The organism is Novosphingobium anseongense (assembly GCF_037482895.1).
In the GTDB taxonomy this organism is placed as follows: domain Bacteria; phylum Pseudomonadota; class Alphaproteobacteria; order Sphingomonadales; family Sphingomonadaceae; genus Novosphingobium; species Novosphingobium anseongense.
The window spans coordinates 615,276-639,166 of the sequence record NZ_JBBHJZ010000002.1 but is presented as its reverse complement, the minus strand read 5'-3'; the positions used below and the strand labels follow the sequence as shown (position 1 = coordinate 639,166).

The 23,891-nt window shown below is 67.1% G+C and carries 20 protein-coding genes; 7 read left to right on the top strand and 13 right to left on the bottom strand.

Translation table 11 applies throughout. The features are described 5' to 3' along the window. Positions 1-4: 4 nt before the first annotated feature. Positions 5-547 carry a GNAT family N-acetyltransferase gene (locus tag WG901_RS11785; RefSeq protein WP_339587260.1) on the top strand — a complete coding sequence of 181 codons (543 nt, stop codon included), beginning with the start codon at positions 5-7 and terminating at the stop codon, positions 545-547. After that, on the top strand, positions 544-3,183 hold the full coding sequence (gene metH / locus WG901_RS11780; RefSeq protein WP_339587259.1) for a methionine synthase: 2,640 nt from the start codon (positions 544-546) through the stop codon (positions 3,181-3,183). The genes WG901_RS11785 and metH overlap by 4 nt, the downstream gene beginning before the upstream one ends. Positions 3,184-3,212: 29 nt before the next feature. Here the strand turns inward: metH and WG901_RS11775 are convergent, their stop codons facing one another. Both WG901_RS11775 and WG901_RS11770 read right to left on the bottom strand, forming a co-directional pair. Continuing rightward, on the bottom strand, positions 3,213-3,902 hold the full coding sequence (locus WG901_RS11775; RefSeq protein ID WP_339587258.1) for an SDR family NAD(P)-dependent oxidoreductase: 690 nt from the start codon (positions 3,900-3,902) through the stop codon (positions 3,213-3,215). Then, on the bottom strand, positions 3,878-4,078 hold the full coding sequence (locus WG901_RS11770; protein ID WP_339587257.1) for an SDR family NAD(P)-dependent oxidoreductase: 201 nt from the start codon (positions 4,076-4,078) through the stop codon (positions 3,878-3,880). Before WG901_RS11770 ends, WG901_RS11775 begins: the two co-directional genes overlap by 25 nt. 132 nt (positions 4,079-4,210) lie before the next feature. On the opposite strand from WG901_RS11770, the gene WG901_RS11765 reads away from it, so the two are divergent. Beyond that, positions 4,211-5,527 (top strand): hypothetical protein, encoded by a 1,317-nt coding sequence (locus WG901_RS11765; RefSeq protein ID WP_339587256.1) that lies wholly within the window; start codon positions 4,211-4,213, stop codon positions 5,525-5,527. 132 nt (positions 5,528-5,659) lie between these two features. Further along, the gene (locus WG901_RS11760; RefSeq protein ID WP_339587255.1) at positions 5,660-6,919 is read left to right on the top strand and encodes an HD-GYP domain-containing protein; all 1,260 of its coding nucleotides are present in this window, start codon (positions 5,660-5,662) and stop codon (positions 6,917-6,919) included. Here WG901_RS11760 and WG901_RS11755 read toward each other — a convergent pair. Both WG901_RS11755 and WG901_RS11750 read right to left on the bottom strand, forming a co-directional pair. Continuing rightward, on the bottom strand, positions 6,916-7,140 hold the full coding sequence (locus WG901_RS11755; RefSeq protein ID WP_339587254.1) for a hexameric tyrosine-coordinated heme protein: 225 nt from the start codon (positions 7,138-7,140) through the stop codon (positions 6,916-6,918). The two genes, WG901_RS11760 and WG901_RS11755, sit on opposite strands and share 4 nt — an antisense overlap. Before the next feature lie 89 nt (positions 7,141-7,229). Further along, positions 7,230-8,018 carry an oxygen-binding di-iron domain-containing protein gene (locus WG901_RS11750; protein WP_339587253.1) on the bottom strand — a complete coding sequence of 263 codons (789 nt, stop codon included), beginning with the start codon at positions 8,016-8,018 and terminating at the stop codon, positions 7,230-7,232. A gap of 118 nt (positions 8,019-8,136) precedes the next feature. Here WG901_RS11750 and recQ point away from each other — a divergent pair, with 118 nt between their 5' ends. Continuing rightward, positions 8,137-9,927 carry a DNA helicase RecQ gene (gene recQ / locus WG901_RS11745; RefSeq protein WP_339587252.1) on the top strand — a complete coding sequence of 597 codons (1,791 nt, stop codon included), beginning with the start codon at positions 8,137-8,139 and terminating at the stop codon, positions 9,925-9,927. Here the strand turns inward: recQ and WG901_RS11740 are convergent. Then, entirely contained in the window at positions 9,924-10,229 is a 306-nt protein-coding gene (locus tag WG901_RS11740) for a hypothetical protein (protein ID WP_339587251.1), read from the bottom strand. The genes recQ and WG901_RS11740 overlap by 4 nt on opposite strands. A 118-nt stretch (positions 10,230-10,347) precedes the next feature. Between WG901_RS11740 and WG901_RS11735 the strand changes: the two genes are divergently transcribed. Further along, positions 10,348-11,322: an alpha/beta hydrolase gene (locus WG901_RS11735; RefSeq protein WP_339587250.1), complete on the top strand. Its 975-nt coding sequence runs from the start codon at positions 10,348-10,350 to the stop codon at positions 11,320-11,322. Here WG901_RS11735 and WG901_RS11730 read toward each other — a convergent pair whose 3' ends face one another. The 3 genes from WG901_RS11730 to WG901_RS11720 form a co-directional block, all read right to left on the bottom strand. Continuing rightward, positions 11,323-12,507, bottom strand: coding sequence for an amidohydrolase family protein (locus tag WG901_RS11730; RefSeq protein WP_339587249.1), 1,185 nt, complete (start codon positions 12,505-12,507; stop codon positions 11,323-11,325). An 82-nt stretch (positions 12,508-12,589) separates the two neighbouring features. Continuing rightward, positions 12,590-12,862, bottom strand: a complete 273-nt coding sequence (locus tag WG901_RS11725; RefSeq protein WP_339587248.1) for a hypothetical protein — start codon at positions 12,860-12,862, stop codon at positions 12,590-12,592. Between the two features lie 40 nt (positions 12,863-12,902). Then, the gene (locus WG901_RS11720; protein WP_339587247.1) at positions 12,903-13,763 is read right to left on the bottom strand and encodes a TIGR03620 family F420-dependent LLM class oxidoreductase; all 861 of its coding nucleotides are present in this window, start codon (positions 13,761-13,763) and stop codon (positions 12,903-12,905) included. A gap of 150 nt (positions 13,764-13,913) precedes the next feature. Here WG901_RS11720 and WG901_RS11715 point away from each other — a divergent pair, with 150 nt between their 5' ends. Beyond that, complete coding sequence (locus WG901_RS11715) at positions 13,914-15,845, top strand: PKD domain-containing protein (RefSeq protein WP_339587246.1); 1,932 nt, start codon at positions 13,914-13,916, stop codon at positions 15,843-15,845. A 215-nt stretch (positions 15,846-16,060) separates the two neighbouring features. On the opposite strand, the gene WG901_RS11710 is transcribed toward WG901_RS11715, so the two are convergent. The 5 genes from WG901_RS11710 to leuS form a co-directional block, all read right to left on the bottom strand. After that, positions 16,061-18,166 carry a putative bifunctional diguanylate cyclase/phosphodiesterase gene (locus tag WG901_RS11710; protein WP_339587245.1) on the bottom strand — a complete coding sequence of 702 codons (2,106 nt, stop codon included), beginning with the start codon at positions 18,164-18,166 and terminating at the stop codon, positions 16,061-16,063. Between the two features lie 108 nt (positions 18,167-18,274). After that, the gene (locus WG901_RS11705) at positions 18,275-19,663 is read right to left on the bottom strand and encodes a L,D-transpeptidase family protein (RefSeq protein WP_339587244.1); all 1,389 of its coding nucleotides are present in this window, start codon (positions 19,661-19,663) and stop codon (positions 18,275-18,277) included. A 164-nt stretch (positions 19,664-19,827) separates the two neighbouring features. Next, positions 19,828-20,850, bottom strand: a complete 1,023-nt coding sequence (gene holA / locus WG901_RS11700; protein WP_339587243.1) for a DNA polymerase III subunit delta — start codon at positions 20,848-20,850, stop codon at positions 19,828-19,830. Positions 20,851-20,874: 24 nt separating this feature from the next. Continuing rightward, positions 20,875-21,309: an LPS assembly lipoprotein LptE gene (lptE, locus tag WG901_RS11695; RefSeq protein WP_339587709.1), complete on the bottom strand. Its 435-nt coding sequence runs from the start codon at positions 21,307-21,309 to the stop codon at positions 20,875-20,877. Positions 21,310-21,365: 56 nt separating this feature from the next. Continuing rightward, positions 21,366-23,891 (bottom strand): leucine--tRNA ligase, encoded by a 2,526-nt coding sequence (gene leuS, locus WG901_RS11690; RefSeq protein ID WP_339587242.1) that lies wholly within the window; start codon positions 23,889-23,891, stop codon positions 21,366-21,368.

Sequence of the window (23,891 nt, the reverse complement as noted above, 5' to 3'; positions counted from 1 at the left end):
AGCCATGACCGCGACGATTACATGGCGGCTGCGCGAGGCCGGGCCGGCCGACGTGGAGACGCTGGCGCTGATCGGCGCGGCAACCTTTCTCGAGACCTTCGCCGGCATTCTCGACCGCGAAGCGATCGTCGGCCATTGCGCTGCGCAGCATAGCGGTGCCCGATATGCCGCCTATCTGGCGGACGGCGCGCGCGCCTGGCTCGCCGAGGCCGAAACCGGCGGCGCACCCGTCGGCTTCGCCCTGCTTGGCAAGCCCGATCTCGATGCCGCGCGCGACGGGGATATCGAACTCAAGCGCATTTACACGCTGTCGCGCTTCCACGGCTCGGGGTTGGGCGGCGCGCTGATGACGGCTGCGGTGAACGCGACGACAGGCTATCGCCGCCTTCTGCTCGGCGTCTATGCGAACAATGCGCGTGCCTTGGCATTCTACCGCAAGCAGGGCTTCCTCGATCTCGGCACGCGGCAATTCAATGTCGGCGGCAAGCTCTACGACGATCGTGTGCTGGCCCGCCCCCTCGACCCCTCTTCCCTGGACCAGGCATGACCGAAACCCTTTCCTCGACCCGTTTCGTCAATATCGGCGAGCGCACCAACGTCACCGGATCGGCGGCGTTCAAGAAGCTGATCCTCGCGGGCGACTATGCCAAGGCGGTCGACGTCGCGCGCCAGCAGGTCGAAAACGGCGCGCAGGTGATCGACGTCAACATGGACGAAGGCCTGCTCGACGCGGTCGTCGCCATGACCACCTTCCTCAAGCTGATCGCCGCCGAACCCGACATCGCGCGGGTGCCGGTAATGATCGACAGCTCGAAGTGGCACGTCATCGAGGAAGGCCTGAAATGCGTTTCGGGCAAGCCGATCGTCAATTCGATCTCGATGAAGGAAGGCGAGGACCAGTTCCTCGAGCACGCGCGCAAGTGCATGGCCTATGGCGCCGCCGTGGTGGTCATGGCCTTCGACGAGACCGGCCAGGCCGACACCAAGGAGCGCAAGGTCGAGATCTGCGAGCGCGCCTACAAGCTGCTCACGGGCATCGGCTTTCCGCCCGAGGACATCATCTTCGATCCCAACGTCTTCGCGGTCGCCACGGGCATCGAGGAGCACAACAATTACGGCGTCGACTTCATCGAGGCGGTGAAGGAAATCCGGGTTCGCTGCCCGCACGTCCACTTCTCGGGCGGGCTTTCCAACCTCAGCTTCTCGTTCCGCGGCAACGAGACCGTGCGCCGCGCGATGCATTCGGTCTTCCTCTACCACGCGATCCCGGCCGGGCTCGACATGGCGATCGTCAACGCCGGCCAGCTCGACATCTACGACCAGATCGACCCCGTGCTGCGCCAGGCATGCGAGGACGTGATCCTCAACCGCAACCAGGACGTGCCCGAGGGCGAGGAGACCGCGACCGAGAAGCTGATCGCGCTGGCCGAGAGCTTCAAGGGCAAGAACGCCGAGACCGAGAAGGCCGCCGAGGAATGGCGCGGCTGGGACGTCGTGCGCCGGATCGAGCACGCGCTGGTCAAGGGCATCGACACCTATGTCGTCGAGGACACCGAGATCGCCCGCCAGGAGATCTTCGACCGCGGCGGCAAGCCGATCGAGGTGATCGAAGGCCCGCTGATGGACGGCATGAACACCGTCGGCGACCTGTTCGGCTCGGGCAAGATGTTCCTGCCGCAAGTGGTCAAGTCGGCGCGCGTGATGAAGAAGGCGGTCGCCTACCTGTTTCCCTTCATCGAGGCCGAGAAGGTCGCGGGCGCCAAGGCCAAGGGCCGGATCATCATGGCCACGGTCAAGGGCGACGTCCACGACATCGGCAAGAACATCGTCGGCGTCGTGCTCCAGTGCAACGGCTACGAGGTGATCGATCTGGGCGTCATGGTGCCCTGGTCGAAGATCCTCCAGGCGGCCAACGAGAACGAGGCCGACATCATCGGCCTGTCGGGGCTGATCACGCCCTCGCTCGACGAGATGGTCACCGTCGCCGAAGAGATGCAGCGCGCCGACATGAAGATCCCGCTGCTGATCGGTGGCGCGACGACGAGCAAGGTGCACACGGCGCTGCGCATCGACGTCGCTTACGAAGGCCCGGTGGTCCACGTGCTCGACGCCAGCCGCGCGGTCGGCGTCGCCTCGCAGCTGCTGTCGGACACCCAGGCCGCCGGTTTCGTAACGACCACGGCCGATGAGTACGAGCACATCCGCGACGTCCGCGCGGGCAAGGAAGGCTCGATCCTGCTCAACCTGACCGACGCGCGCGACAACGCCTTCAAGCCCGACATGCGCGAGAAGGCGCCGCCGCCCGCGCAGCCGGGCGTGCACGTGTTCGAGGAATGGGATCTCGCCGACCTGCGCGCCACCTTCGACTGGACGCCGTTCTTCCGCGCCTGGGAACTGGCCGGGGTCTACCCGGCGATCCTCAACGACGAGATCGTCGGCGAGAGCGCGCGCAATCTCTTCGCCGACGCCCAGGCGATGCTCGACCAGATCGTCGCCGAGAAATGGCTGACCGCCAAGTCGGTCTGCGGCTTCTGGCCCTGCGCGCGCGTGGAAGACGACGTGGTGATCCATATCGAGGGACCGCAACCACCGATCCACCTGGCCTTCCTGCGCCAGCAGATCCGCAAGAGCCGCGACCGCGCCAATTTCAGCCTCGCCGACTTCATCGACCACGACGGCGACTGGATCGGCGGCTTCGCCGTGGGCATCCACGGCATCGAGCCGCACCTCGAACGCTTCCGCGCCAACCACGACGACTACAACGACATCCTGTTGAAGGCGCTGGCCGACCGCTTCGCCGAAGCCATGGCCGAACGCCTGCACCAGCACGTCCGCACCGACCTCTGGGGCTATGCGCCGGGCGAGCAGCTCGACAACCAGGCGCTGATCAAGGAGCAGTATCGCGGCATCCGCCCGGCGCCCGGCTATCCGGCCTGCCCCGACCACAGCCTCAAGCCGATCCTGTTCGACCTGCTCAACGCGGGCGAGAACGCCGGGCTGGTGCTGACCGAAAGCTATGCGATGCTGCCCACCGCGGCGGTCTCGGGCTTCTATTTCGCACATCCCGAGAGCCAGTATTTCGGCGTCGCGCGGATCGGGCAGGACCAGCTCGAGGACTACGCCACGCGCCGCGGGGTCGATCTCAAGACCGCCGAACGCTGGCTGCGACCGAATTTGGATTGATATCCTCCCCGGTACGGGGAGGATGAAAGCTAACCCCGCACGCTGTCCACCAGCCGCTCGCTTTCCTGCCAGAACCGCGCGACCGCATCGGCATCGTCGACCTGCGGATGCGGGGCACGCGGCGCGCGCTTTTCCCAGTACCCGCCGCTGCTGCGTCCGGCTTCCTCGCCCAACGCAAGCCAGATCAGCGTGTCCGCACCCTCGGCGACGGTCAGCTTGGACAGGTTATCGGTATGGGCGCGGGTCTCCGCGGGGGCATTGCTGAAGAACGGCGTGTCGGTCGCGCCCGGCGCCATGGCGTGGGCGACGATACCCGTGTCATCGAGCCGCGAAGCCAGGGCGCGCGCGAACAGCACGTTGGCGAGCTTGCCCGTGCAATAGGCCAGGCCCGGGTTGAACCGCGAGAGGTTCTGCATGTCGTCGAAATCGACCGGCAGGCCCATCTCGCTGGCATCCGAGGCGGTCATGACCACGCGCACCGATCCCGCCGGCGCCCCGGCCGCGGTCTGGCGCAGCAACGGCTCCAGCCCTTGCGTCAGCGCGAAAGGCCCGAGGTGATTGCCCGCGAAATTGGCTTCGAGGCCTTCGGCGGTCATTTCGAGCCGGTCGGTCATGCCGCCCGCGTTGTTGACGAGCAGGTCGAGCCGATCGGTGCGCGCGGCGACGTCCTGCGCCAGCCGGTCGGCCTCGGCGATCAGAGAGAGATCGGCGCGCAGCATCTCGATGCTGCCGCCTGGGCTTCGGCTGCGATCTCGCCTTCGGCTGAGGCCATGCGCGCCCGATCGCGGCCTGTAGCGAGGACCCGCCAGCCCTTTGCTACCAGCGCCTTGGCGACCTCCTTGCCAATGCCCGAACTTGCGCCGGTCACCAGTGCCACCTTCTGTCTGTCGCTCATGTTTCGTCCCATAGTTGCCGATGAACCTTGGCGGCACCGCGCGCGCCGAGCAAGCCGTTCCCCTCGGGGCAAATGTGGATCGCGCCGCGCCTATTTCGCCCTGGCCGGGGTTCTGTCATGGCAAAGCCAGCCATGAACGATGCTTTCCCAACCGACATATCACCCGAGCGCTGGGCCACCGGCGACGCGCTGGGCCTGCCACTTCCAGCCGACGCCGAAACGCTGCGCGAGGGTGGGGCCGAATGGCTGACGCGCGCGTTCCACGCGATGGGCTCCTTGGCACCCGACAATCGCGTTACCGCGATCACCCGTTGCCAGGGCTTCGCGCAAGGCGGCACCGGCGCCAAGGCGCTGCTGTCGGTAACCTACGAAAAGCCAGGCGCCGATCTCGCCGAGGATCTTTTCGTCAAGTTCTCGCGCAATTTCGCCGATGCCTCGATGGACGGCGCGCGCTTCCACATGGGCCCCGAAATCCGCTTCGCCGCACTGTCGCGCATGCCGGATTTCCCCGTGGCCGTGCCGCGCTGCCTTTTCGCCGACTACCAGGCGGAGAGCGGCACCGGCGTGCTGATCACCGAGCGCATAGCCTTCGGCCGGGACGGAATCGAGCCGCAGTACGAGAAGTGCATGGACCACGTCATGCCAGAACCGCTCGCACACTACCGCGCGCTGATCGGCACCTTGGCGCGACTCGCGGGCAGCCACAAGGGCGGGCGCCTGCCCGAATACGTTTCGTCCGAATTCCCCTTTGACCACGCCAAGGCGCTGGCCAGCGACCGCCTGCCCTATACGCCGCAGCAGGTCGCCAACCGCGTCGCGCGCTATGCTCAGTTCGCCGAGGAGCTGCCGCAGCTCCTTCCGCCCGAGATCCGCACACCCGCATTCATCGCCGACCTCGGCCAGGGCGCGGCACTGTTCCAGACGCACGAGGACGCCATAAAGCGCTTCCTCCACGCCGAGCCCGATCTGATCGCGCTGTGCCACTGGAACGCCAATTCGGACAATGGCTGGTACTGGCGCGACGCAAGCGGCGACCTGCAATGCGGCCTGCTCGACTGGGGTAGCGTCGGCCAGATGCACGTCGCGATGACGCTGTGGGGCTGCCTGTCGAGTGCCGAGCTGTGGATGTGGCGCGACCATCTCGACGCGTTGCTGGCCTTGTTCGTCGCCGAATATGCCGCGGCCGGCGGCCCCGCGGTCGACCGGGCCGAGCTCAGGACGCACCTGCTGCTCTACACGGCGATGATGGGGCTGTGCTGGCTGATGGACGCGCCGCCGCGCGTGCGCCGCGAGGTGCCCGAACTCGCGCTCTGCACCGGTCCGCTCGACCCGCGCATCACCGCCAGCGAGACCGCGCGCGTGCAATTGCAGATGATGACCAACTTCCTCGCCTTCTGGCAGCGCGAGGATCTGACCGGCACCCTGGCACGACTGTTCGCCGCCGTGTGAACCGAACCGGAAATTCTCAAATCTTCCAAATATTTAAGGCTATCGTTAACCAAGTTCCTAGCGGCGTTTGTTCACCCAATCGACCTAACCGTTCAAAATAAGAACAGTAGGCGGTTTCAAGGGGATAGCGCCATGCAGCGCCAGATACGACCCGAGGACGTGCGGTTGGGCATGTATGTCTGCGGCTTCGGCGGCTCATGGTTCAGCCATCCCTTCTGGCGCGCCAAATTCGTGCTCGAAACCCAGCACGACCTCGACCGCGTGCAGGGATCGAACGTCGCCTACGTCGTGATCGACGACGCGCTCGGCATCGAGCCTGCAGTCCAGGCCGAAGCAAGGCCCGCACCGGCAGGAACCCCGTCGGCGCCCGTGCGTCTCCGCAGCCCCGAGCGCAGCGCCCGCGCGCAGTGGGACGAACGCGAGAAGGCGCTCGAACGCTCGGACAAGCAGCAGGCCAAGGCGCTCGTCGCACGCTCGATGAAGGTCCTGCGCACAGCCTTCGCCGATGTGCGGCTGGGCCGCGCGGTGCGCATGGACGAGGTCACGGCCATCGTCGACGACGTCGTCGGTACGATCGATCGCAACCCGCGCACCCTGCTCGAGATACTTCGCCTCAAGAGCAAGAACGAGTACACCTATCTGCACTCGGTCGCGGTCTGCACCTTGATGGTCAACGCCGCGCGACACATGGCCAAGGGTGCGACCGAGACGCGCGAATATGGCCTGGCCGGCCTGCTCCACGATTTGGGCAAGATGGGTGTGGACGACGCGATCCTGAACAAGGAAGGCAAGCTCACCGACGCCGAGTTCCTCGCGGTGCGCAACCATCCCGAGCACGGCTATCAGGTGCTGTCGCAGTCGCCGAACATCCCCGAGGCCGCGCTCGACGTCTGCCGGCATCACCACGAGAAGATGGACGGCAGCGGCTATCCCTTCGGCCTGCCCGCCGAGGCGATCTCGATGGTCGCGCGGCTCGGCGCGGTCTGCGACGTCTACGACGCGTTGACCTCGGAGCGCGTCTACAAGCACGCCTGGTCGCCGGTCGAGGCGCTGACGGCGATGTGGTCCTGGGACGGTCATTTCGACCGGGCGCTACTGTTCACGTTCATGCAGTCGATCGGCGTGTTCCCCGCCGGCATGCTTGTGCAGCTCCGTTCGAACCGGCTGGCCCTGGTGCTCGAGAACAAGCGCCGCGCTTCGCGCCCGCGCGTGCTGGCCTTCTATGCCACGCGCGACCGTGCATTCATCGCGCCCGAGGAAGTCACCATCGAAGACAATCTCGCGAACGATTCGATCGTCGGGGCGGCCGATCCCGAGGCATGGGGCTTCGCCGACTGGGACGCGCTCGCCGAACGCCTGCTACGCGGCGACCGACGCGCGCTTGCGGCCTAGCGCCAGTAGCCGTTGGCTGCGGCGATCGTCTGGAAGTTGACCGCCACGACCTGCGACGAGGCGATCAGCGCGCCGGCGTCGATCTCGTAGATCCCGCGCAACCTAGCGCGCACTTCGTCCGAGGGCTGGGTCTTCTTCACGCCCATGCGCGCAAGCTTGATCGCCAGGTCGAAGCCCGCCTCGGGTGTCTCGGTGATCAGCGAGGGAAGCCAACCAGCCATCGCGCAACTCCTTTTCGGTCCATCAGCGCCGGTTCGGCGAGCACCACGGCATGCGCCCGGGCACGGGCCGGCTCCAGCTATACGATCGTCTAGGCCGGCACCGCCGCAGCGGGCAGGCGAGCCAGGAGTTCGAAGGCCCGCGCCACCGCAGCGCCGCGGATGACGGGCGAATGCGCGCTGACGATCGTGCCGATCGCACGCCGTGCCAGTGCGTCGATCTCCGCCTGGTATTTGGCCGGATCGACCAGCGCGACCCAGGGGCAGAGCGAGGCGTGGTGGAACCGCGCGAGGCCTTCGGCCCAGAGATCGGGGTCGATCTCGTCGGTCCAGTCCACCGGCGCGCCGGGGATCGGTGCGCAGAACGCGTCCGAGGCATAGTAGACCCCCGTGGACTCGTCGAACAGCCCGCGGGTGTAGGGGCTGTCGTAGACCGGCGGCCGCAGCGCCGTGAGTTCGCGATCACCCACGGCGAAGCACTCGCCCTCGTCGACCAGGCGCATGCGCGCGAATGGCACGCCGAGCGAGGCCGCGACGCGGAACGATTCTCCGCGGCTGGTGATCATCGCGGCATTCGGGCAGCGCGCGAGCGCTTCGATGAGGTTGCCGGCGTGGTCGGTGTCGATGTGGCTCACGAAGATCCAGCGCAACTCGTCGGCCGGCACGAGCGAGAAGACATCCTCGAACCATTGCTCGCGGTGCGTGACCATGCCGGTATCGACCACGACCGGCTCGGCGCCGCGGATCACCATCGAGTTGAGATTGGTCCAGGTCCCGCCGACCGAAGGCGTGAGCGCGCGGATGCAGAAGGTATCGGGCGCGACCTCAAGCGGATATTGGCGCGGCGCGGTCGCGGCCGGGTCGAAGTCGAAATGGCTCATGTCTCTCTCCGGACCTTTTGTCCGAGCCTAACCCATCGCCAGGGTCGCGGAACCCGGCATTGTTGGAACGATCAGGCCTTCCGTTTGCGAGCGCGCGCCAATCTGCCATAAGCGCCGCGTGTCCGCCGATCTCCTGACCGATCCCGCCGAAGCGCTCCACGCGACTTTCGGCTTCTCCGCCTTCCGCGGCGTGCAGGAGGACGTGGTCGATCGCGTTCTCGCGGGACGATCGACCCTGGCGGTCATGCCCACCGGCGCGGGCAAGTCGCTGACCTATCAGCTGCCCGCCGTGATGCAGCAAGGCACCTGCGTGGTCATCAGCCCGCTGATCGCGCTGATGCACGACCAGCTGCGCTCGGCCACGGCCAACGGCATCCGCGCCGCGACGCTGACCAGCGCCGACATGGACCGCGAACAGACGATCGACCGCTTCCGCGCGGGCGAACTCGACCTGCTCTACATCGCCCCCGAACGCGCCAGCCAGCCGCATTTCCGCGAGCTGCTGAGCAAGGCGCCGATCTGCCTTTTCGCGATCGACGAGGCGCATTGCGTTTCCGAATGGGGTCACGACTTCCGCCCCGACTATCGCCTGCTACGGCCGCTGATGGACGCCTTCCCCGAGGTGCCGCGGCTCGCGCTGACTGCGACGGCCGATGCCCATACGCGCGCCGACATCCTCGCGCAGCTCGGCATTCCCGAGGAAGGGCTGATCGTCGCCGGCTTCGACCGGCCCAACATCCGCTACACGATTCGCCACCGCGAGAGCGTCGCCCGTCAGATCGCCCAGCTCATGGCCGACGTGCCCGGCCCGGGCATCGTCTACACCACGTCGCGCGCGAAGACCGAGAAGCTGGCCGAGCAGCTCGCCGCCGCTACCGGCCGGACGGTGCTGCCCTATCACGCCGGCCTCGAGCCGCAGGTCCGCGCGGGCAACCAGGCCGCCTTCGTCGCCTCCGAGGACATGGTGATCGTCGCGACGATCGCCTTCGGCATGGGCATCGACAAGCCCGACGTGCGGTTCGTAGCGCACGAAGGCATCCCCAAGTCGATCGAGGCCTATTACCAGGAGACCGGCCGCGCCGGGCGCGACGGCGACGATGCCCAGGCCGTGATGTTCTGGGCCGCGGGCGATTTCGCCCAGGCCCGATCGCGCCTGTCCGAGATCGAGGAAAGCCGCCGCGCGGGCGAGAACGCGCGACTGAATGCGCTGGCTGTGCTGGTCGAGACCGGCAGCTGCCGCCGCGCGATCCTGCTCCGCCACTTCGGCGAGGACCCGCCCGCGCGCTGCGGCAATTGCGACAACTGCCTCGACGCGCCAGGCGTGATCGACGCCACGGTCACCGCGCAGAAGCTGCTCTCGGCCGTATTCCGCACGGGCCAGACCTATGGCTTCGGCCATGTCGAAAAGGTCCTGCTCGGCCAGGCCGACGACCGCGTGCTGACGCGCGGGCACGACCAGCTCTCGGTGTTCGGTATCGTCGACGGGGACGAAGTGCGCCTGCTCAAGCCGCTGTCGCGCGCGCTCCAGGCCCGCGGCAGCCTGCTGCCGACCGAGCACGGCGGCCTGATGCTCGGCGGCGATGCGAGGCTGATCCTCAAGGGCGAGGCGAGCGTGCAACTCGTACTGCCGCCCAAGAAGGAAAGCCGCGGACGGCGAGATCGCAGCGGCAGCGGTGGCGGCGTCAATCCGGTCGGCGATCCGCTGTTCGATGCCTTGCGCGAGCTGCGCCGAGCGCTGGCGCAGGAGGCGAGCGTGCCGCCCTACGTCATCTTCCACGATTCGACCCTGCGCGAGATGGCGGCGGTGCGGCCGACCTCGCTGGGCGCACTCGGCGCGATCGGCGGCGTCGGCACGCGCAAGCTGGAGGCCTATGGCGACGCGTTTCTGCAGATCCTCCGCGAGTTCTAGCCGAGCCGGTAGGGCGTGGGATCGCCGCGCTCGGCGATGAGCTGGCGTCGCGCTTCGGCCCGCGCCTGATGGTATAGCGTTTCGACGACCTCGGCTTCGCGCCCCGCCGCCTGCGCGAGCAGCCCCAGCGCCGCGTCGAGGCCATGATCGGCCAGTTCGTGCAGCACCGGCGTCACCTCGACCGCGAGGTCAGCCGCGACCAGCCTGACGGCGCGCACCATCTCGCGGAACTCGAAATCGGTAAGACGCGAGGATTCGAATTCCTCCTTGGCGAGCAAGGCGCGGCGTAGATCCCAGACCATAAGTCCATCCTAGTCACTTCACGCCGTCCGGGCGATCTCGTGCTGCGCAAACGCACTTGCCTTGCGCGCAAGTCCGTCTGCAGCGATGCTCCCGCCAAATACATAAGGGAGAGACACGATGGCCGAAGGCGAAACCGACGCGCTGCGGATAGCCGCGCGCGAGATCCCGATCCCCGCGCATCTGAGCCCCGAAGCCCGGGCCTGGCTGGCGATGCCGCGCCCGCCCGAGGGCGCCAACGTCTATCCCGCGCTTGACGACGCCGAGGCCTGGCGCCAGCGCGTCGCCGCGAGCGACGCGATGATCATGTCCGTCCACCTCGGCGGCGGGAGAGCGTTCGACGGCACCGTGACCGAGATTGCCGAAGGCGCGGCGCGCGGCTTCGAGATTCTGTCCGCCGGGGTCGATCCGGCCGATCCACGCGTCTTCCTCGACGTCCACGGCGGCGGCCTGATCATGGGCGCGGGCGAGGTCTGCAAGGCCATGGCGATCAACACCGCTGCCTATGTCCGCGCACGCGTGGTCGCGCCGGACTACCGCATGCCGCCCGATCATCCGTTCCCCATCGGTCTCGACGACTGCCTGGCTTTCTACCGCCGGCTGCTGCGCGACCGCGATCCGCGCGAGATCATCGTCGGCGGCGCCTCGGCGGGCGGCAATCTCGCCGCGGCGCTCGTGCTCCGCGCGCGCGACGAGGGCCTGCCCCTGCCCGCCGCGGTCGTGCTGCTCTCACCCGAGATCGACCTCACCGAATCGGGCGACACCTTCCGCACCAATGCCGGGATCGACGGCATGGGCAGCCTGATGCAGGCGAACCTGCTCTATGCCGCCGGACGCGACCTGAGCGATCCCTATGTCTCGCCGCTGTTCGGCGACTATGCCAAGGGCTTCCCGCCGACCTTGCTCACCGCGGGCACGCGCGACGTCTTCCTGTCGAACGCCGTGCGGCTCCATCGCAAGCTGCGCACGGCGGGCGTGCCCGCCGAACTGCACGTGCTCGAAGCCGCGGCCCACGGCGCCTTCGGCAACCGCACCCCCGAAGAGGCCGAGCTCGACGCCGAAGTGCGCGGCTTCTGCGAGCGATGGTGGGGCTAGCTACTTCAACCCGAAGAACTTCTCGGCGCAGCCCGAGAGGATCCAGGCCATCTCGTCCTTGGGCACGCCCTGGAAATTCCGCGCGATCGCCTTGTGCGAATGCGGGAAGGTCGTTTCCGAGTGCGGATAGTCCGATGACCACATGATGTTCTTCGCGCCCGGCTTGTGCCGCAGCTCGACGCCGACCGGATCCTCGATGAACGAGGCGTAGACGTTCTGGTCGAAGTAGAAGCTCGGCGGATGCTTGATCGCGCATTCGGTCCAGTGGCGCTGCATCTCCCAGGCTCGGTCCATGTATTCGCAGGCCCAGGGAATCCAACCCACACCGCTCTCGATCAGGCCGACGCGCAAGGTCGGGAAGCGATCGAACACGCCCGAGTAGAGCATGATGTTGATCATCTCGAGCATCGCCGGCTTGCCCATCGGCAGATCGCAGAGAAAGTTGGTCTTGTCCCTGAAGCGCGAGATGCGCGCGCCGAGGTGGAAGGTCACCGGCATGTCGAGATCGACCAGGGTCGCCCAGAGCTTGTCAAATTCAGGATCGCGGTACTGACGCGCGCCCTGAGGATCGCCGGTCATCGCCTGCCAGACCGCGCCTTCCTTGGTGAACTGGCTGACCGACTGCGGGAAGGCCGGCAGGTTCACCGCGACGTCGCCGCGCGCCTTGGCGGCCTTGACCCCGGCGATCGTCTGGTCGACGTCGACCGTGGTCAGATAGGCGCAGGCATAGATGCGGCCGTTCGAATCGGCGCAGAAGTCCGACTGCCAGCGATTGAATGCGTCGAAGCTGTCCAGATAAAGCTCGAGATTGCCCGTGCCGAGCGGCCCGCCGCCAAAGCAGACGGCCTTGTCGATGCCGTCGCGATCCATGTCCTCGAGCCGCTTGTCGACCATCCAGCCGCCCAAGCGCTGATCCGCGAGCTTGCCCGCGTTCTTGTACTTGTCGAAGGTCCGGCCGGCCTGCGAGGCCATGAGGTTCACCGCGCGCCGCTGGCCTTCGAAGACGATGTAATCGAACTCGCCTTCGCTCTCGACCTTAGGCGCGAGATCGCGGAATTGCGGCGAGAGGTATTCGGCCCAGAAGGTCGGCGGAGGCGTGACGTGAACGTCGGCGTCGACCACGTAATCGTGAACGCGCGGTTCGGCCTCGAACTGCTGATTAACGTCGAAATCGGCTTCGGCCATGTCCCAAACTCCCATGCCCCGGGCTTTTCCCGGATGTCATGAGAATTTGTAGCAAGCGCTTGGCTAAAGCGCAATATTGCGATTATTCCGTTGTGGTTCCGAAGGTTACTGGGACGGCCAGCCGCATCGGCAGGTCAGGCGAGGAGATGCGCGATTCGCTGCCATCGTCGTGGATCAGCACGACGCGTCCCATCCCCGGCGTGGCGACGACGGCGGTGACGCTATCGACCCAACGATGCAGGATCTCATGCGCACGCGCGAGCGCATCGCCGCCGGTGGTCGCGTCGGTCGATGCCTCGAGCTCGGATTCCAGTTCGGTGACGCGCTCGATGGCGCTGCTGATCTTGTCGTCCATCGGACTCACTTGGGGGGCCTGGCCGAACCGCGCAAGCCCGTTAGAGCAGCGCCTCGGCGATCTCGCGCCAGGCGCGGCGCTGCTCGGCGATCGGCGCGCCCTGCGGCGCGATGACCTGCAGGCAGACGTGGTCGGCACCGGCATCGCGATGCTGCTTCACACGCGCGGCGATCTGCTCGACCCCGCCCCAGGCGAACAGCGCGTCGATGAAGCTGTCGCTCATCGCCTCGATGTCCTCCTCGGCAATGCCGAGCCGCACCCAGTTGCTGCGGTAGTTGGGCAAAGCACGATAATGATCGACCGCGGCGCGCGCGAGGTCGCGCGCCTTGGTCGGATCGCTTTCGAGCACGACGCCCTGCTCGGGCGCGAGCAGCTTGTCGGGGCCCAGGATCTCGCGCGCGATCGCGGTGTGCTCGGGCGTGACGAGATAGGGATGCGCGCCGGCCGTGCGATCGCGCGACAGCGCCACCATCTTCGGACCGAGCGCGGCGAGGCACTGGTTGTCGGCGGGCACGCCCAGGGCGGTCAGCCGCTCCACCCAGTCGCGCGTCACCGGGATCGGCTTGCCCCAGTTCTCGCCGATCAGCGGCCCGTGGCTGATGCCGATGCCGAGCAGCGCGCGCGCCTTGTGATCGTCGGACAGCGCGTTCCACCACGCCGCGATCTCTGCCGGCTCGTGCTTCCACAGGTTGATGATGCCCGTGGCCAGCGTGGTGCGCTTGGTGGCGTTCAGCAACCGGCTGAAATCGCCGGTGACGTCGCCGCCGATGCCGCCGGGAAACCAGATCGCGCCATAGCCGAGCTCGTCGAGCTCGGCCGCCGCCTCGGCCGCCGCGCCCGGATCGCCGAAGCGCAGTTCCATCGACCAGATGCCGACACGGCCCAGATTGGGTACGGTCATGAGAATCTCTCCGAAAAATAGTTTCGCCGATCCTGCTGCGCAGCCCCGCAAGCGGCAAGCGCATTCGCGCTTTCATCTCTGGAACGAAAAGCTTGTGCGTCGCGCCGTCCATGTTATCACTTGGAAACATAAGAAGCGGGAGAGACGATCATGCCGATGCACGTGACTGCGGATTCGATCGATCCCGACTACGCCGAACCCTTCATCGACATTTCCGAGGAACGCGCCGAACCCGTTCCGCACCGCTATGTCAGCGGCGGCTTTGCGGGCACCGACGCGCGCTTCTCGTTCTATTTTCCGCCCCGGCCGCAGTACCAGGGCCGCTTCTTTCACAACACCTATCCGATGGCGGTGACGTCGGACATCGGCCCCTTTCCGATCCAGTTCGAAGTGGCGGTCGGCGATCTCGGCTTCACGCTCGATTCGGGGGCCTATTACGTCCAGACGAACAACGGCCTGGTCTTCCGCAATCCCGGTGCCGATCCGACGATCGCCGCCTATCGCGTCAACGCCGCTGCGGCGAAGTTCTCGCGAAAGGTCGCGGCCGAGCTTTATGGCGAGCATCGTCCCTGGGGCTACCTGTTCGGAGGTTCGGGCGGCGCGTACCAGACGATGGGCGCGGCCGAGAACACCAGCGGGGTCTGGGACGGCTTCGTCCCCTTCGTCCCCGGCTGCAACCACGCGATCCCCAGCATGTTCACCGTGCGCATGCACGCGCTGCGCGTGCTGCGCCAACGGCCGGGCGTCTTCGCGAGGATCGCCGATGCGGTGGAGGTTGGCGGCAGCGGCGATCCCTATGACGGCCTCACCGCGGAAGAGGCCGGCGCCCTGCGCGAAGTCACGCTGATGGGCTTTCCGCCGCGCGGCTGGTACCTCCACGAGACGCTCGACAGCGGCTATTTCGCCAACATCTCGGGCATGATCCCGATGATGGACCCGAGCTACGCCGAGGATTTCTGGTCCAAGCCCGGCTACCTCGGCACCGATCCCGAGAGTTCGATCGCGGCGGCGCGCTTCCGCTTCGACTCCACCGTCGCCGCGGTCGGCGGCCCGCCTTTCGTGATCGAACTGGCCGACCTGCCCGAGGGCAACGACGCCCAGGACGCGCATCTCGTCGTGCTCAGCGGCGAAGCCGCCGGGGTCAGCCTGCCGATCGCGCGGGTCGAAGGCAAAACCGTCCACCTGATCGCGGTGCTCGATCACGCCAAGGCGGCGGGCATCCGGGCCGGCGACCAGGTGCGCATCGACAACTCGTGGGCGCTGGCATTGCAGACCTACCACCGCCATCAGGTGCCGCCGACGCAGGACTACTACGGCTGGAACCAGTTCCGCGACGCTCAGGGCCAGCCGATCTACCCGCAACGGCCCGTCCTCGTCGGGCCGACGGGAACCGCAAACGCCGCCGGCGCGGTGCTGACCGGAAAAATCCACGGCAAGATACTGATGCTCTCGGCGCTGATGGATATCGATGCCTATGCCTGGCAGGCCGACTGGTATCGCGATCTCGTGCGGCAGGCCAAGGGCGCCAACTTCGCCGAGGACTTTGCCCTGTGGTTCATCGACCGCGCTCACCACGAGAACCCGCTGACCCCGCGCCAGCGCACGCAGGTCGCCAGCTTTTCGGGCGCGCTGCAGCAGGCCTTGCGCGACCTCGCGGCCTGGGTGGAGACGGGCCGCAGACCGTCCGAAACGAACTATACGATCGCGCACTCACAGGTGATCGTCCCCACCAATGCGGCGGAACGCGGCGGTGTGCAGCCCGTGGTCGATCTTCTTGCCAATGGCGCCGTACGGGCTGCAGCAAGCGTGGGCGAGACCGTCAGATTGACCGCGACGATCGCGGTGCCGCCCGGCGCCGGCAGGATCGTCTCGGTCGAATGGGACTTTGCGGGCACGGACGATTTCTTGCCGGCCGAACTCGCCACGCCAGCGGAATCGGTCACTTTGGCCATCGACCATGCCTACCCGGCGCCGGGCACCTATTTCGCGGTGGTGCGCGTTGCCGCCCAGCGTGACGGCGATGCGGCCACGCCCTATGCCCGCGCGCTCAACCTCGCTCGTGCCCGGATCGTGGTGGCCTGACGCCTTGCGCCGAGCCGCGACGGACCCGCGTCAAACCGCAGGAGCGATGCTTCGAGCGGGTTGAACGCACCCGAGGGCACCCCCATCTTCGAGGAGCACCACGAACCGAGAGGTTCGCCGAACCGCGCTGATCCGACGCTTGGCGCGAATGGCCGGGCCGGGGACCTCCCCGCGCCCGGCTCTTTGTTGGGCCGCTCTTTCTGCGGCGCCGCGGATCAGGCCACGTTGCGGCGTGGTTCCTGCGCATGCGGCAACTGGTCGCTCGGCTTGGTCTTGCCAATCAGATAGCCCTGGCCCTGACCGCAACCGATGCCCTTGAGATATTCGATGTGCTCGGGCTCCTCGATCCCTTCGGCGGTGACCGTCATGCCGAGGCTCTTGCCCAGGCCGATGATCGCACTGACCACGGCCTTCGAATTGGGTTCGGCCAGCCCCATGATGAAGCTCTTGTCGATCTTGATCTTGGTAAAGGGATAGCTGAGCAGGTAGGACAGCGACGAATAGCCGGTGCCGAAGTCGTCCATCGAAATGCCGACGCCGAGCGCACGGATCGATTCGAGCAGGTGCGCGATCGCCGGACTGCGGTCCATCAGCACCGCCTCGGTGATCTCGATCTCGAGCCGCGAAGGATCGAGACCCGACATTGCCAGCGCCTGCAGCACGATGTTGAGCAGGTTGCCGCCGCGGAACTGCAACGGTGAGGCGTTGACCGCGACCTTGAGGTCGCCGGGCCAGGACGCGGCCTCGCGACAGGCGGCCTGGAGCACGTATTGGCCGATCACGTCGATCAGGCCGATCTCCTCGGACAGGCCGATGAAGCTGTCGGGATAGAGCAGGCCACGCTCGGGATGCTGCCAGCGCAGCAGCGCTTCATAGCCGATGATGTCGCCGCCCGCGATGTCGATCAGCGGCATGTAGTGGATGACGAGTTCGCCGTGGCGCACCGCGCGACGCAGGTCGTTCTCGAGCTTGGCCTTTTCGCGCGCGGCCGCGTCCATCTCGGGCTCGAAGCGGCGGACGGTACCGCGCTGGTCGGCCTTGGCGGCGTAGAGCGCGAGATCGGCGTAACGCAGTAGGTGGTTGGCATCGAGGCCGTGCTCGGGCGCCATGGCGATGCCGATGGTCGCACCGATATGCAAGGTCGTGCCAGCGATCGTGATCGGCTCGGCCATGACCGTGACGATCGAGCGGGTGATCAAGTCGATCTTCTCGTCGGTTCGCGCCTGGCAGATGACGGCGAATTCGTCGCCACCGAGGCGGCAGAGCAGCGCGTTCTGCTTGGGAGTCAGCGCACGCATGCGCCGCGCCGCTTCGGCGAGCACGATGTCGCCGACGTGGTGGCCGTAACTGTCGTTGATCTGCTTGAAGTTATCGAGGTCGATCATCGCGATCGCCACGGTGCCGCCGGTCTGCGGCAGACCGTCGAGCATGTCCTGCAGTCCCTCGCGGCAATGCGCGCGGTTGGCGAGACCGGTCAGCTCGTCGTGCTTGGCCATGTGCTCGATCCGCGCCTCGGCCTTGCGACGTTCGGTCACGTCGAAGACCGAGACGATCGTGGCGAGCCGCCCGTCGATCACCGACTGGCGCGTGAACAGCACCGATTCCATCTCGCTCCAGTCCCGCGCGACCTGCCGCCAGAAGCGATCCTTGTCGGAGCAGGAGGTGGCGAGCAGACGGCGCGCCTCGGGCCATTCGTCGGCGGCGAAGAGGCGCTCGGCAGCCAGGCCTTCGAGCTCGGCAAGCGCATAGCCGAAGTGCTCGGCCGCCGCGGCATTGGCCGAGCGCACGCATTCCTCGACTGGATCGTAGACCAGCAACGGCACCGGATTGCTCTCGAACAGGAGCCGGAAGCCCTCTTCGCGCGCCTTCATCTCGGTAATGTCGACGCGCAGGCCGATCGTGCCGCCGTCGGCCGTCTTGCGCTCCTCGATCATGATGCAGCGGCCATCGGCGAGCATCTGTTCGTGGCGGCCGCGCGGGTTCTGCAGCAGTTCCAGGCGCTCGGCGATCCAGGCTTCCTCGCGGCCAACGGCCTCGGGATAGTCACCGCGCTCGACGCCCTGGCGCAGCGTGTCCGCCAGTCGGGCGCCGACATGGAAGAGATCGGCCGAACGCTGGTAGGTCTCGGCGTACTGCTTGTTCCACAGGATGTAGCGGCCCTCGGGATCGAGGAAGACGACGCCGTGCGGCATCGCCTCGATCGCCTCGCGCAGGCGCGCTTCCGCACGATCCACGGCGCGTTCGGCGCGCGTCAGAGCATCGAGCGTCGTTTCGTCCTGGTCGTCGCCGGCCCCGCACGTGCCGCGCGCACTGTATTCCATGGCGTACCCCCTGAGGATTTCGGGGGAGCGTTAAGGGTAAAGCGTTAAGAAACCGTCGAAACGGCGGATTTCCGCCAGTTCGCCGCCCTCAACGCATCCCGCCAGAGATCACAGAGGGTTGTCGAGCTGGATCACCGGCTCGCTGCTGATCCGTTGCGTCGTCTTGAGCTCGCGCGCCTTGGCGAAGCTCGCCAGGACCGGCGCATCGCGACGGTAGATGTCGGCATAGGACACCACCCGGCCCGTCATCCCGGTATCCTGCCCCATGGTGAAGTAGCTGATATAGACCGGGAAAGTCCGGGTCATCGGCACTTTCGTGTACTTGCCCGAGGTGGCGTTGGCGACGAGTTGTTCCTGCGGCATGTCGGCGCCCATGATTGCCATGGTCATGCCCAGCACCAGTGCGTTCTGGGTGCGGATGCAACCATGGCTCTCGGCGCGGATCGGCTGGTTGAAATACTGCTTCGCCGGGGTGTCGTGGAGGTAGATCGCATGCGGATTGGGCATGTCGATCTTGATCACGCCGAGCGAATTGCTCGGCCCGGGCTGCTGCACCACGGTCAGCGAACCGTCGCTATTGCGCGTGACCTTGTAGCCCTTGCGCGGTGCGCGCATCAGCGAGGCGCCCAGCCCTTCGCCAACGACGATCGACTGCGGCACGGTCCAGGTCGGGTTGAACACCACCGCCTTGACCTCTTCGGCCAGCTGCGGAGTTGCGGTCCGACCCGGTTTGCCGACGACGGTGCGGAAGGTCTTCACCAGCTGGTGGTTGGCCTTCATCAGGCGCAGCTGGTATTCGGGCACATTGGCGATCAGGTAGATCTCGCCCAGGTCGCGGCGCAGCCAGCGCCAGCGGTCCATGTTGATGCGGATCTTGGACCGCGTCGCCGTATCGGCCCGGGGCGTGGTCGCCAAGGCGGCCTTGAGCGCCTGGTAATCGGGGTGCGTCGGCGCGAGTTCGGCGAGCGTGCCCGCGACATTGTGCGTCGCGAGCGCCTTGGTCATCAGCCCGGTCGTCGGCGTCACGTCCTGATCGGGATCGACCGCGAACCACTGCACGCGCGATTCCATCGGCGTGCGGCCGTCGCGCAGGTCCTCGGCAAGCCAGGCGAAGCTCTTGCTGGCCACGGCGTCGAGCGCCTGGCCCGGACCCGCGGCGATCGCGGCGCGCAGCGCTTCGGGCTGATAGTCCTTCGAGAACAGGCCTTCGCTCTCGATCGTGTCGATCACGGCGAGCAGCGCCCGCGCATCGGCGACTGGCCAGGCCATGACCGGCTCGTTCACCGGCAAGGGCTGCACTTCGGGGATACCGATCACCGGCGCTCCCGACTTCGTCGTCGGCGCGGGCGGCGCTACGATCGGTGCGGGCGCTGGAGCCGGAAGCAGGACTTCGGGCGCGGGCGTGCGGCGCGGCTGTGCGGTCGTCGCCGGCTGCGCGGCGACGGCCGCTCCGGACACCGCGAACATTCCCGCGATCAGCGCTTTACGCAATTCCACCTTCGTCCCCTGCTTCATTGTTTCGACCATCTATGCTGGCTGCCGGGCGTGCATCACGAGCGGCACCCCGCACCATGATTTTGCCCTGTTCGGCGGCGAGCATCAAGCATTGCGGCTTACGCTGCGATGAATCGTGAAGGATTCCAGTGAATATCGCGGTAGGCCTAACCGGCGGCCGCGCGCGCGATCTCGGCAAGACCCTGCGAGAGCAGCAGTTCGGAATCCTGGCTGTTCGACAACAGTGACCGATGCAGGCCCATGAGCTTGTCGACCAGCCGCTCGAGCTTGCGCCCGCGCCACTGGCGCAATTGCGCGCCGAGCTCGCGCTCGTCCTTCCAGAACACGCGCCTTGCCTGGACTTCGGCCTTGAGCAGAGCGGTGACGTCGCCTTTCGGACCCAGCTTCGCGGCCAGAGCGGCAAGCTGCGCGGCGCGGCGCTCGATCGCCAGCAGCAGACCGATCGGATTGAGCCCGAGTTCGCGCATGCGCCGCAGTTCGCCGGGGATCTTGGCCTTGTCGCCGCCGAGCACGACATTGACCAGCGCGCCGAAGCCGTCCTCCTCGGTCTTCGCGCCGATCGCGTCGAGCGCCGCGACATCGGCGCTGCGCGGGCTTTCGGCGCTGGCATCGAGATAGAGCGCGAGCTTTGCCACCTCCGAGCGCGCAAGCCGCGTGTCGAGCCCCGCCGAACGCGCGATCCGCTCGGCCATGTCGCCACCGATGCGCAGGCCCGCCGCGTCGGCCATGGCGCGCACCGAGCCCGCAACCGACTTGAGATCGGGCGGATAGAACATCGCCACGAGCGCATCGGGCCGGTCGGCGAGCAGCTTGGCCGTGCGCGATTTCTCGGTGGCGCTCGTCGCGACGATCAGCACGGGACAGGGTTCGACGTCGCCCGAGATCAGCACCTCGACCGCGTCGTACGCCTCGTCGCCCTGGGCGCGCACGAAGATGTGGCGCTTGTCGCCGAATAGCGAGTTCGAGCGCGCCTCGTCGCCGAGCTTGACCGGATCGCGCTTGAGATCGGCGCCCGAAAATTCGATGCGCTCGCCGGGATCGCGCAGCAGCGAGACGATCTTCTGCGCGGCATCGTGGGCGCTCGAATCGTCGCCGCAGAAGAAGAAGACCTTCGCCTCGCCGGCTGCGCGTGCCGCCATGCCGGCAAAGTCGCGACCGGTCGCTTTCATGACCGCGCTTTCACCGGGCCGGCTTCACGATTGCTTGCGAAGCTGCAGCGCCACCTTGGTGACGATGCGATCGGCAACGTCCTTGGCCAGATTCTCGAGCGCGGTGTTCTCGGCCGCGATCGTCGCATATTCGGAGCTGACCACGTCGATGCCCGCATCCGAACCGTCGCTGGCGTCGAGCAGGATCTGGCCGCTGCTCAGATCGACGAGCTGGTAGCGCGCGCGCAGGGTGCGGCGCTCGCGGCCGATCGTGTCGTTCGACAGCAGCGCCAGGCCTTCAAGCTTGTCGTCGAGACGGATGTCGAGCCGATAGCGCGGCGTGCCATTGTCACCGGTCGCCGCGCCGAGCCTGTCGTTCAGGGCATTGCGCACGAGCCAGCCCGACTTGCCCTCGATCGGCGAGACGTCGATCGCGGCGAGCCCCTGGGCGACCGCGCCCCTGCCCCCGCCCGCGTACATCGGCTGGAGCCCGCAAGCGGCCAGCAGGAGCGGCAGGACAAGGACAGTAAGCTGTTTCACGCGACGATGTTCACCAGGCGATCGGGCACGACGATGACTTTCTTGACCTCGGCCCCGTCGATCGCACGCTGGACCTTCTCGCTGGCGAGGGCAAGCGCCTCGAGCTCGGAGCCCGGGGTGCCCTTGGCCACGGTCAGCGTATCCCGCAGCTTGCCTTTGACCTGGACCGCAATGGTCACCTCGTCCTCGACCAGCAGCGCGGGATCGACTTCGGGCCAGAGCGCCTCGGCGACGAGGTTCTCGCCGATCGTCGACCAGGCCTCTTCGGCGAGGTGCGGCATCATCGGCGCGACGAGCAGCAGCAGCGCCTTGATCGCCTGGCTGCGGCTGGCCGACGGCGCGGCCTTCTCGATCGCCGAGGTCAGCTCGTAGATCCGCGCGACGGCCTTGTTGAACGACAGCGCCTCGATGTCCTCGGCCACCAGCGCGACGGTCTGGTTGCGCTTGCGGTCGAGCGGCTTGTCCTCGCCAGTCGCGGCGGCATCATATTGCGCGAACAGGCGCCACAGCCGCTGGACGAACTTGCCGCAGCCCTCGATCCCCGCGGCCGACCAGGGCAGGTCGCGCTCGGGCGGGCTGTCGGACAGCATGAACCAGCGGATCGCGTCGGCGCCGTAGGTCGCGACGATCTCGTCGGGATCGACCACGTTCTTCTTCGACTTCGACATCTTGATGACGCGGCCGATCTCGACCGGCGCGCCATCGGCGCGCAAGGTCGCGCCCTCACCCGAACGCTCGACCTCGGCGGGCGAGAAGAACACGGGCTGGCCGTTCTCGGGATTCTTCCGTTCGTAGGTCTCATGCGTGACCATGCCCTGGGTGAACAAGCTGCCGAACGGTTCGGCCACGTCGATCAGGCCGATGCGCTTGAGTGCGCGCGTCCAGAAGCGCGCGTAGAGCAGGTGCAGGATCGCATGCTCGATGCCGCCGATGTACTGCTCGACCGGCAGCCACTTGGCGATCTGCTCGGGATCGAACGGCTTGTCGGCCGGCTGGCTGGCGAAGCGCAGGAAATACCACGAGCTATCGACGAAGGTGTCGAGCGTGTCGGTCTCGCGCTGGGCCGGACCGTTGCACTGCGGGCAGGACACGTCCTTCCAGGTCGGATGGCGCAGCAGCGGATTGCCCGGCGTCTGGAAGTCGACATCCTCGGGCAGGGTAACCGGTAGCTGCGCCTTGGGCACGGGCACGACGCCGCAGGTGCCGCAATGGATGAACGGGATCGGCGTGCCCCAATAGCGCTGGCGGCTGACGCCCCAGTCGCGCAGGCGGTACTGCGTTTCGCCCTGGCCCCAGCCTTCGTGCTGCGCCTTGGCGATGACGGCCGCCTTGGCCTCGTCGACGCCCATGCCGTCGAGCCATTCCGAATTCACGATACGGCCCGGGCCGGTATAGGCCTCGTTGCCGTGGAAGGTGCTGCCCGTCTCGTCGCCGTCAGCGACGACGCGCGTCACCGGCAGCTCGTACTTGCGCGCGAAGTCGAGATCGCGCTGGTCATGCGCCGGGCAGGCGAAGACCGCACCCGTGCCGTAGTCCATCAGCACGAAGTTCGCGACGTAGACCGGCAGGCGCCAGGCCTTCTTGAGCGGATGCTCGACCGAGAGCCCGGTGTTGAAGCCCAGCTTCTCGGCGGTCTCGAGCTCGGCCGCGGTCGTGCCGCCGCGCTTGCATTCCTCGATGAAGGCGGCGAGCTCGGGCGCGTTGGCGGCCATCTGCTGCGCGACCGGATGATCGGCGGCGATCGCCACGAAGCTCGCGCCGAACAAGGTGTCGGGGCGCGTCGTGTAGACCTCGATGCCGTCCTGGCTGTCGACGAAGTGGAATTTGGCGCGCAGGCCCTGGCTCTTGCCGATCCAGTTCTCCTGCATCAGCCGGACCTTCTCGGGCCAGGTATCGAGGCTGCCGAGGCCCTCGATCAGCTCATCGGCGAAGTCGGTGATCTTGAGGAACCACTGGCTGAGCTTGCGCTTCTCGACCAGGGCGCCCGAGCGCCAGCCGCGCCCGTCGATGACCTGCTCGTTGGCGAGCACGGTCATGTCCACCGGATCCCAGTTCACCGCCGATTCCTTGCGGTAGACGAGGCCGTTGGCATAGAGATCGAGGAACAGCGCCTGCTCGTGGCCGTAGTATTCGGGCTCGCAGGTGGCGAGTTCGCGGCTCCAGTCGAGCGCGAAGCCCAGGCGCTTGAGCTGCGCCTTCATGTTCGCGATGTTCTCGCGCGTCCAGCCGCCGGGGTGGACGCCCTTCTCCATCGCCGCGTTCTCGGCCGGCATGCCGAAAGCGTCCCACCCCATCGGGTGGAGCACTTCGAAACCCTTCATCCGCTTGTACCGCGCGAGCACGTCGCCCATCGTGTAGTTGCGGACATGGCCGATGTGGATGCGCCCCGACGGATAGGGGAACATCTCCAGGACATAGCTGCGCGGCTTGGTGCTGGCGTCGTCGGCGCGGAAGCTCTGCTTCTCGTCCCAGACGCGCTGCCAGCGGACGTCCGCGACGGACGGTTCGAAACGCTCGCTCAT

What these genes read in the sequence shown, in the direction of transcription:
- WG901_RS11785 (WP_339587260.1), top strand. Translation starts at nt 5, where the DNA reads ATGACCGCGACGATTACATGGCGGCTGCGCGAGGCCGGGCCGGCCGAC.
- metH (WP_339587259.1), top strand. Translation starts at nt 544, where the DNA reads ATGACCGAAACCCTTTCCTCGACCCGTTTCGTCAATATCGGCGAGCGC.
- WG901_RS11775 (WP_339587258.1), bottom strand. Translation starts at nt 3,902, where the DNA reads ATGCTGCGCGCCGATCTCTCTCTGATCGCCGAGGCCGACCGGCTGGCG.
- WG901_RS11770 (WP_339587257.1), bottom strand. Translation starts at nt 4,078, where the DNA reads ATGAGCGACAGACAGAAGGTGGCACTGGTGACCGGCGCAAGTTCGGGC.
- WG901_RS11765 (WP_339587256.1), top strand. Translation starts at nt 4,211, where the DNA reads ATGAACGATGCTTTCCCAACCGACATATCACCCGAGCGCTGGGCCACC.
- WG901_RS11760 (WP_339587255.1), top strand. Translation starts at nt 5,660, where the DNA reads ATGCAGCGCCAGATACGACCCGAGGACGTGCGGTTGGGCATGTATGTC.
- WG901_RS11755 (WP_339587254.1), bottom strand. Translation starts at nt 7,140, where the DNA reads ATGGCTGGTTGGCTTCCCTCGCTGATCACCGAGACACCCGAGGCGGGC.
- WG901_RS11750 (WP_339587253.1), bottom strand. Translation starts at nt 8,018, where the DNA reads ATGAGCCATTTCGACTTCGACCCGGCCGCGACCGCGCCGCGCCAATAT.
- WG901_RS11740 (WP_339587251.1), bottom strand. Translation starts at nt 10,229, where the DNA reads ATGGTCTGGGATCTACGCCGCGCCTTGCTCGCCAAGGAGGAATTCGAA.
- WG901_RS11735 (WP_339587250.1), top strand. Translation starts at nt 10,348, where the DNA reads ATGGCCGAAGGCGAAACCGACGCGCTGCGGATAGCCGCGCGCGAGATC.
- WG901_RS11730 (WP_339587249.1), bottom strand. Translation starts at nt 12,507, where the DNA reads ATGGCCGAAGCCGATTTCGACGTTAATCAGCAGTTCGAGGCCGAACCG.
- WG901_RS11725 (WP_339587248.1), bottom strand. Translation starts at nt 12,862, where the DNA reads ATGGACGACAAGATCAGCAGCGCCATCGAGCGCGTCACCGAACTGGAA.
- WG901_RS11720 (WP_339587247.1), bottom strand. Translation starts at nt 13,763, where the DNA reads ATGACCGTACCCAATCTGGGCCGTGTCGGCATCTGGTCGATGGAACTG.
- WG901_RS11715 (WP_339587246.1), top strand. Translation starts at nt 13,914, where the DNA reads ATGCCGATGCACGTGACTGCGGATTCGATCGATCCCGACTACGCCGAA.
- WG901_RS11710 (WP_339587245.1), bottom strand. Translation starts at nt 18,166, where the DNA reads ATGGAATACAGTGCGCGCGGCACGTGCGGGGCCGGCGACGACCAGGAC.
- holA (WP_339587243.1), bottom strand. Translation starts at nt 20,850, where the DNA reads ATGAAAGCGACCGGTCGCGACTTTGCCGGCATGGCGGCACGCGCAGCC.
- lptE (WP_339587709.1), bottom strand. Translation starts at nt 21,309, where the DNA reads ATGTACGCGGGCGGGGGCAGGGGCGCGGTCGCCCAGGGGCTCGCCGCG.
- leuS (WP_339587242.1), bottom strand. Translation starts at nt 23,891, where the DNA reads ATGAGCGAGCGTTTCGAACCGTCCGTCGCGGACGTCCGCTGGCAGCGC.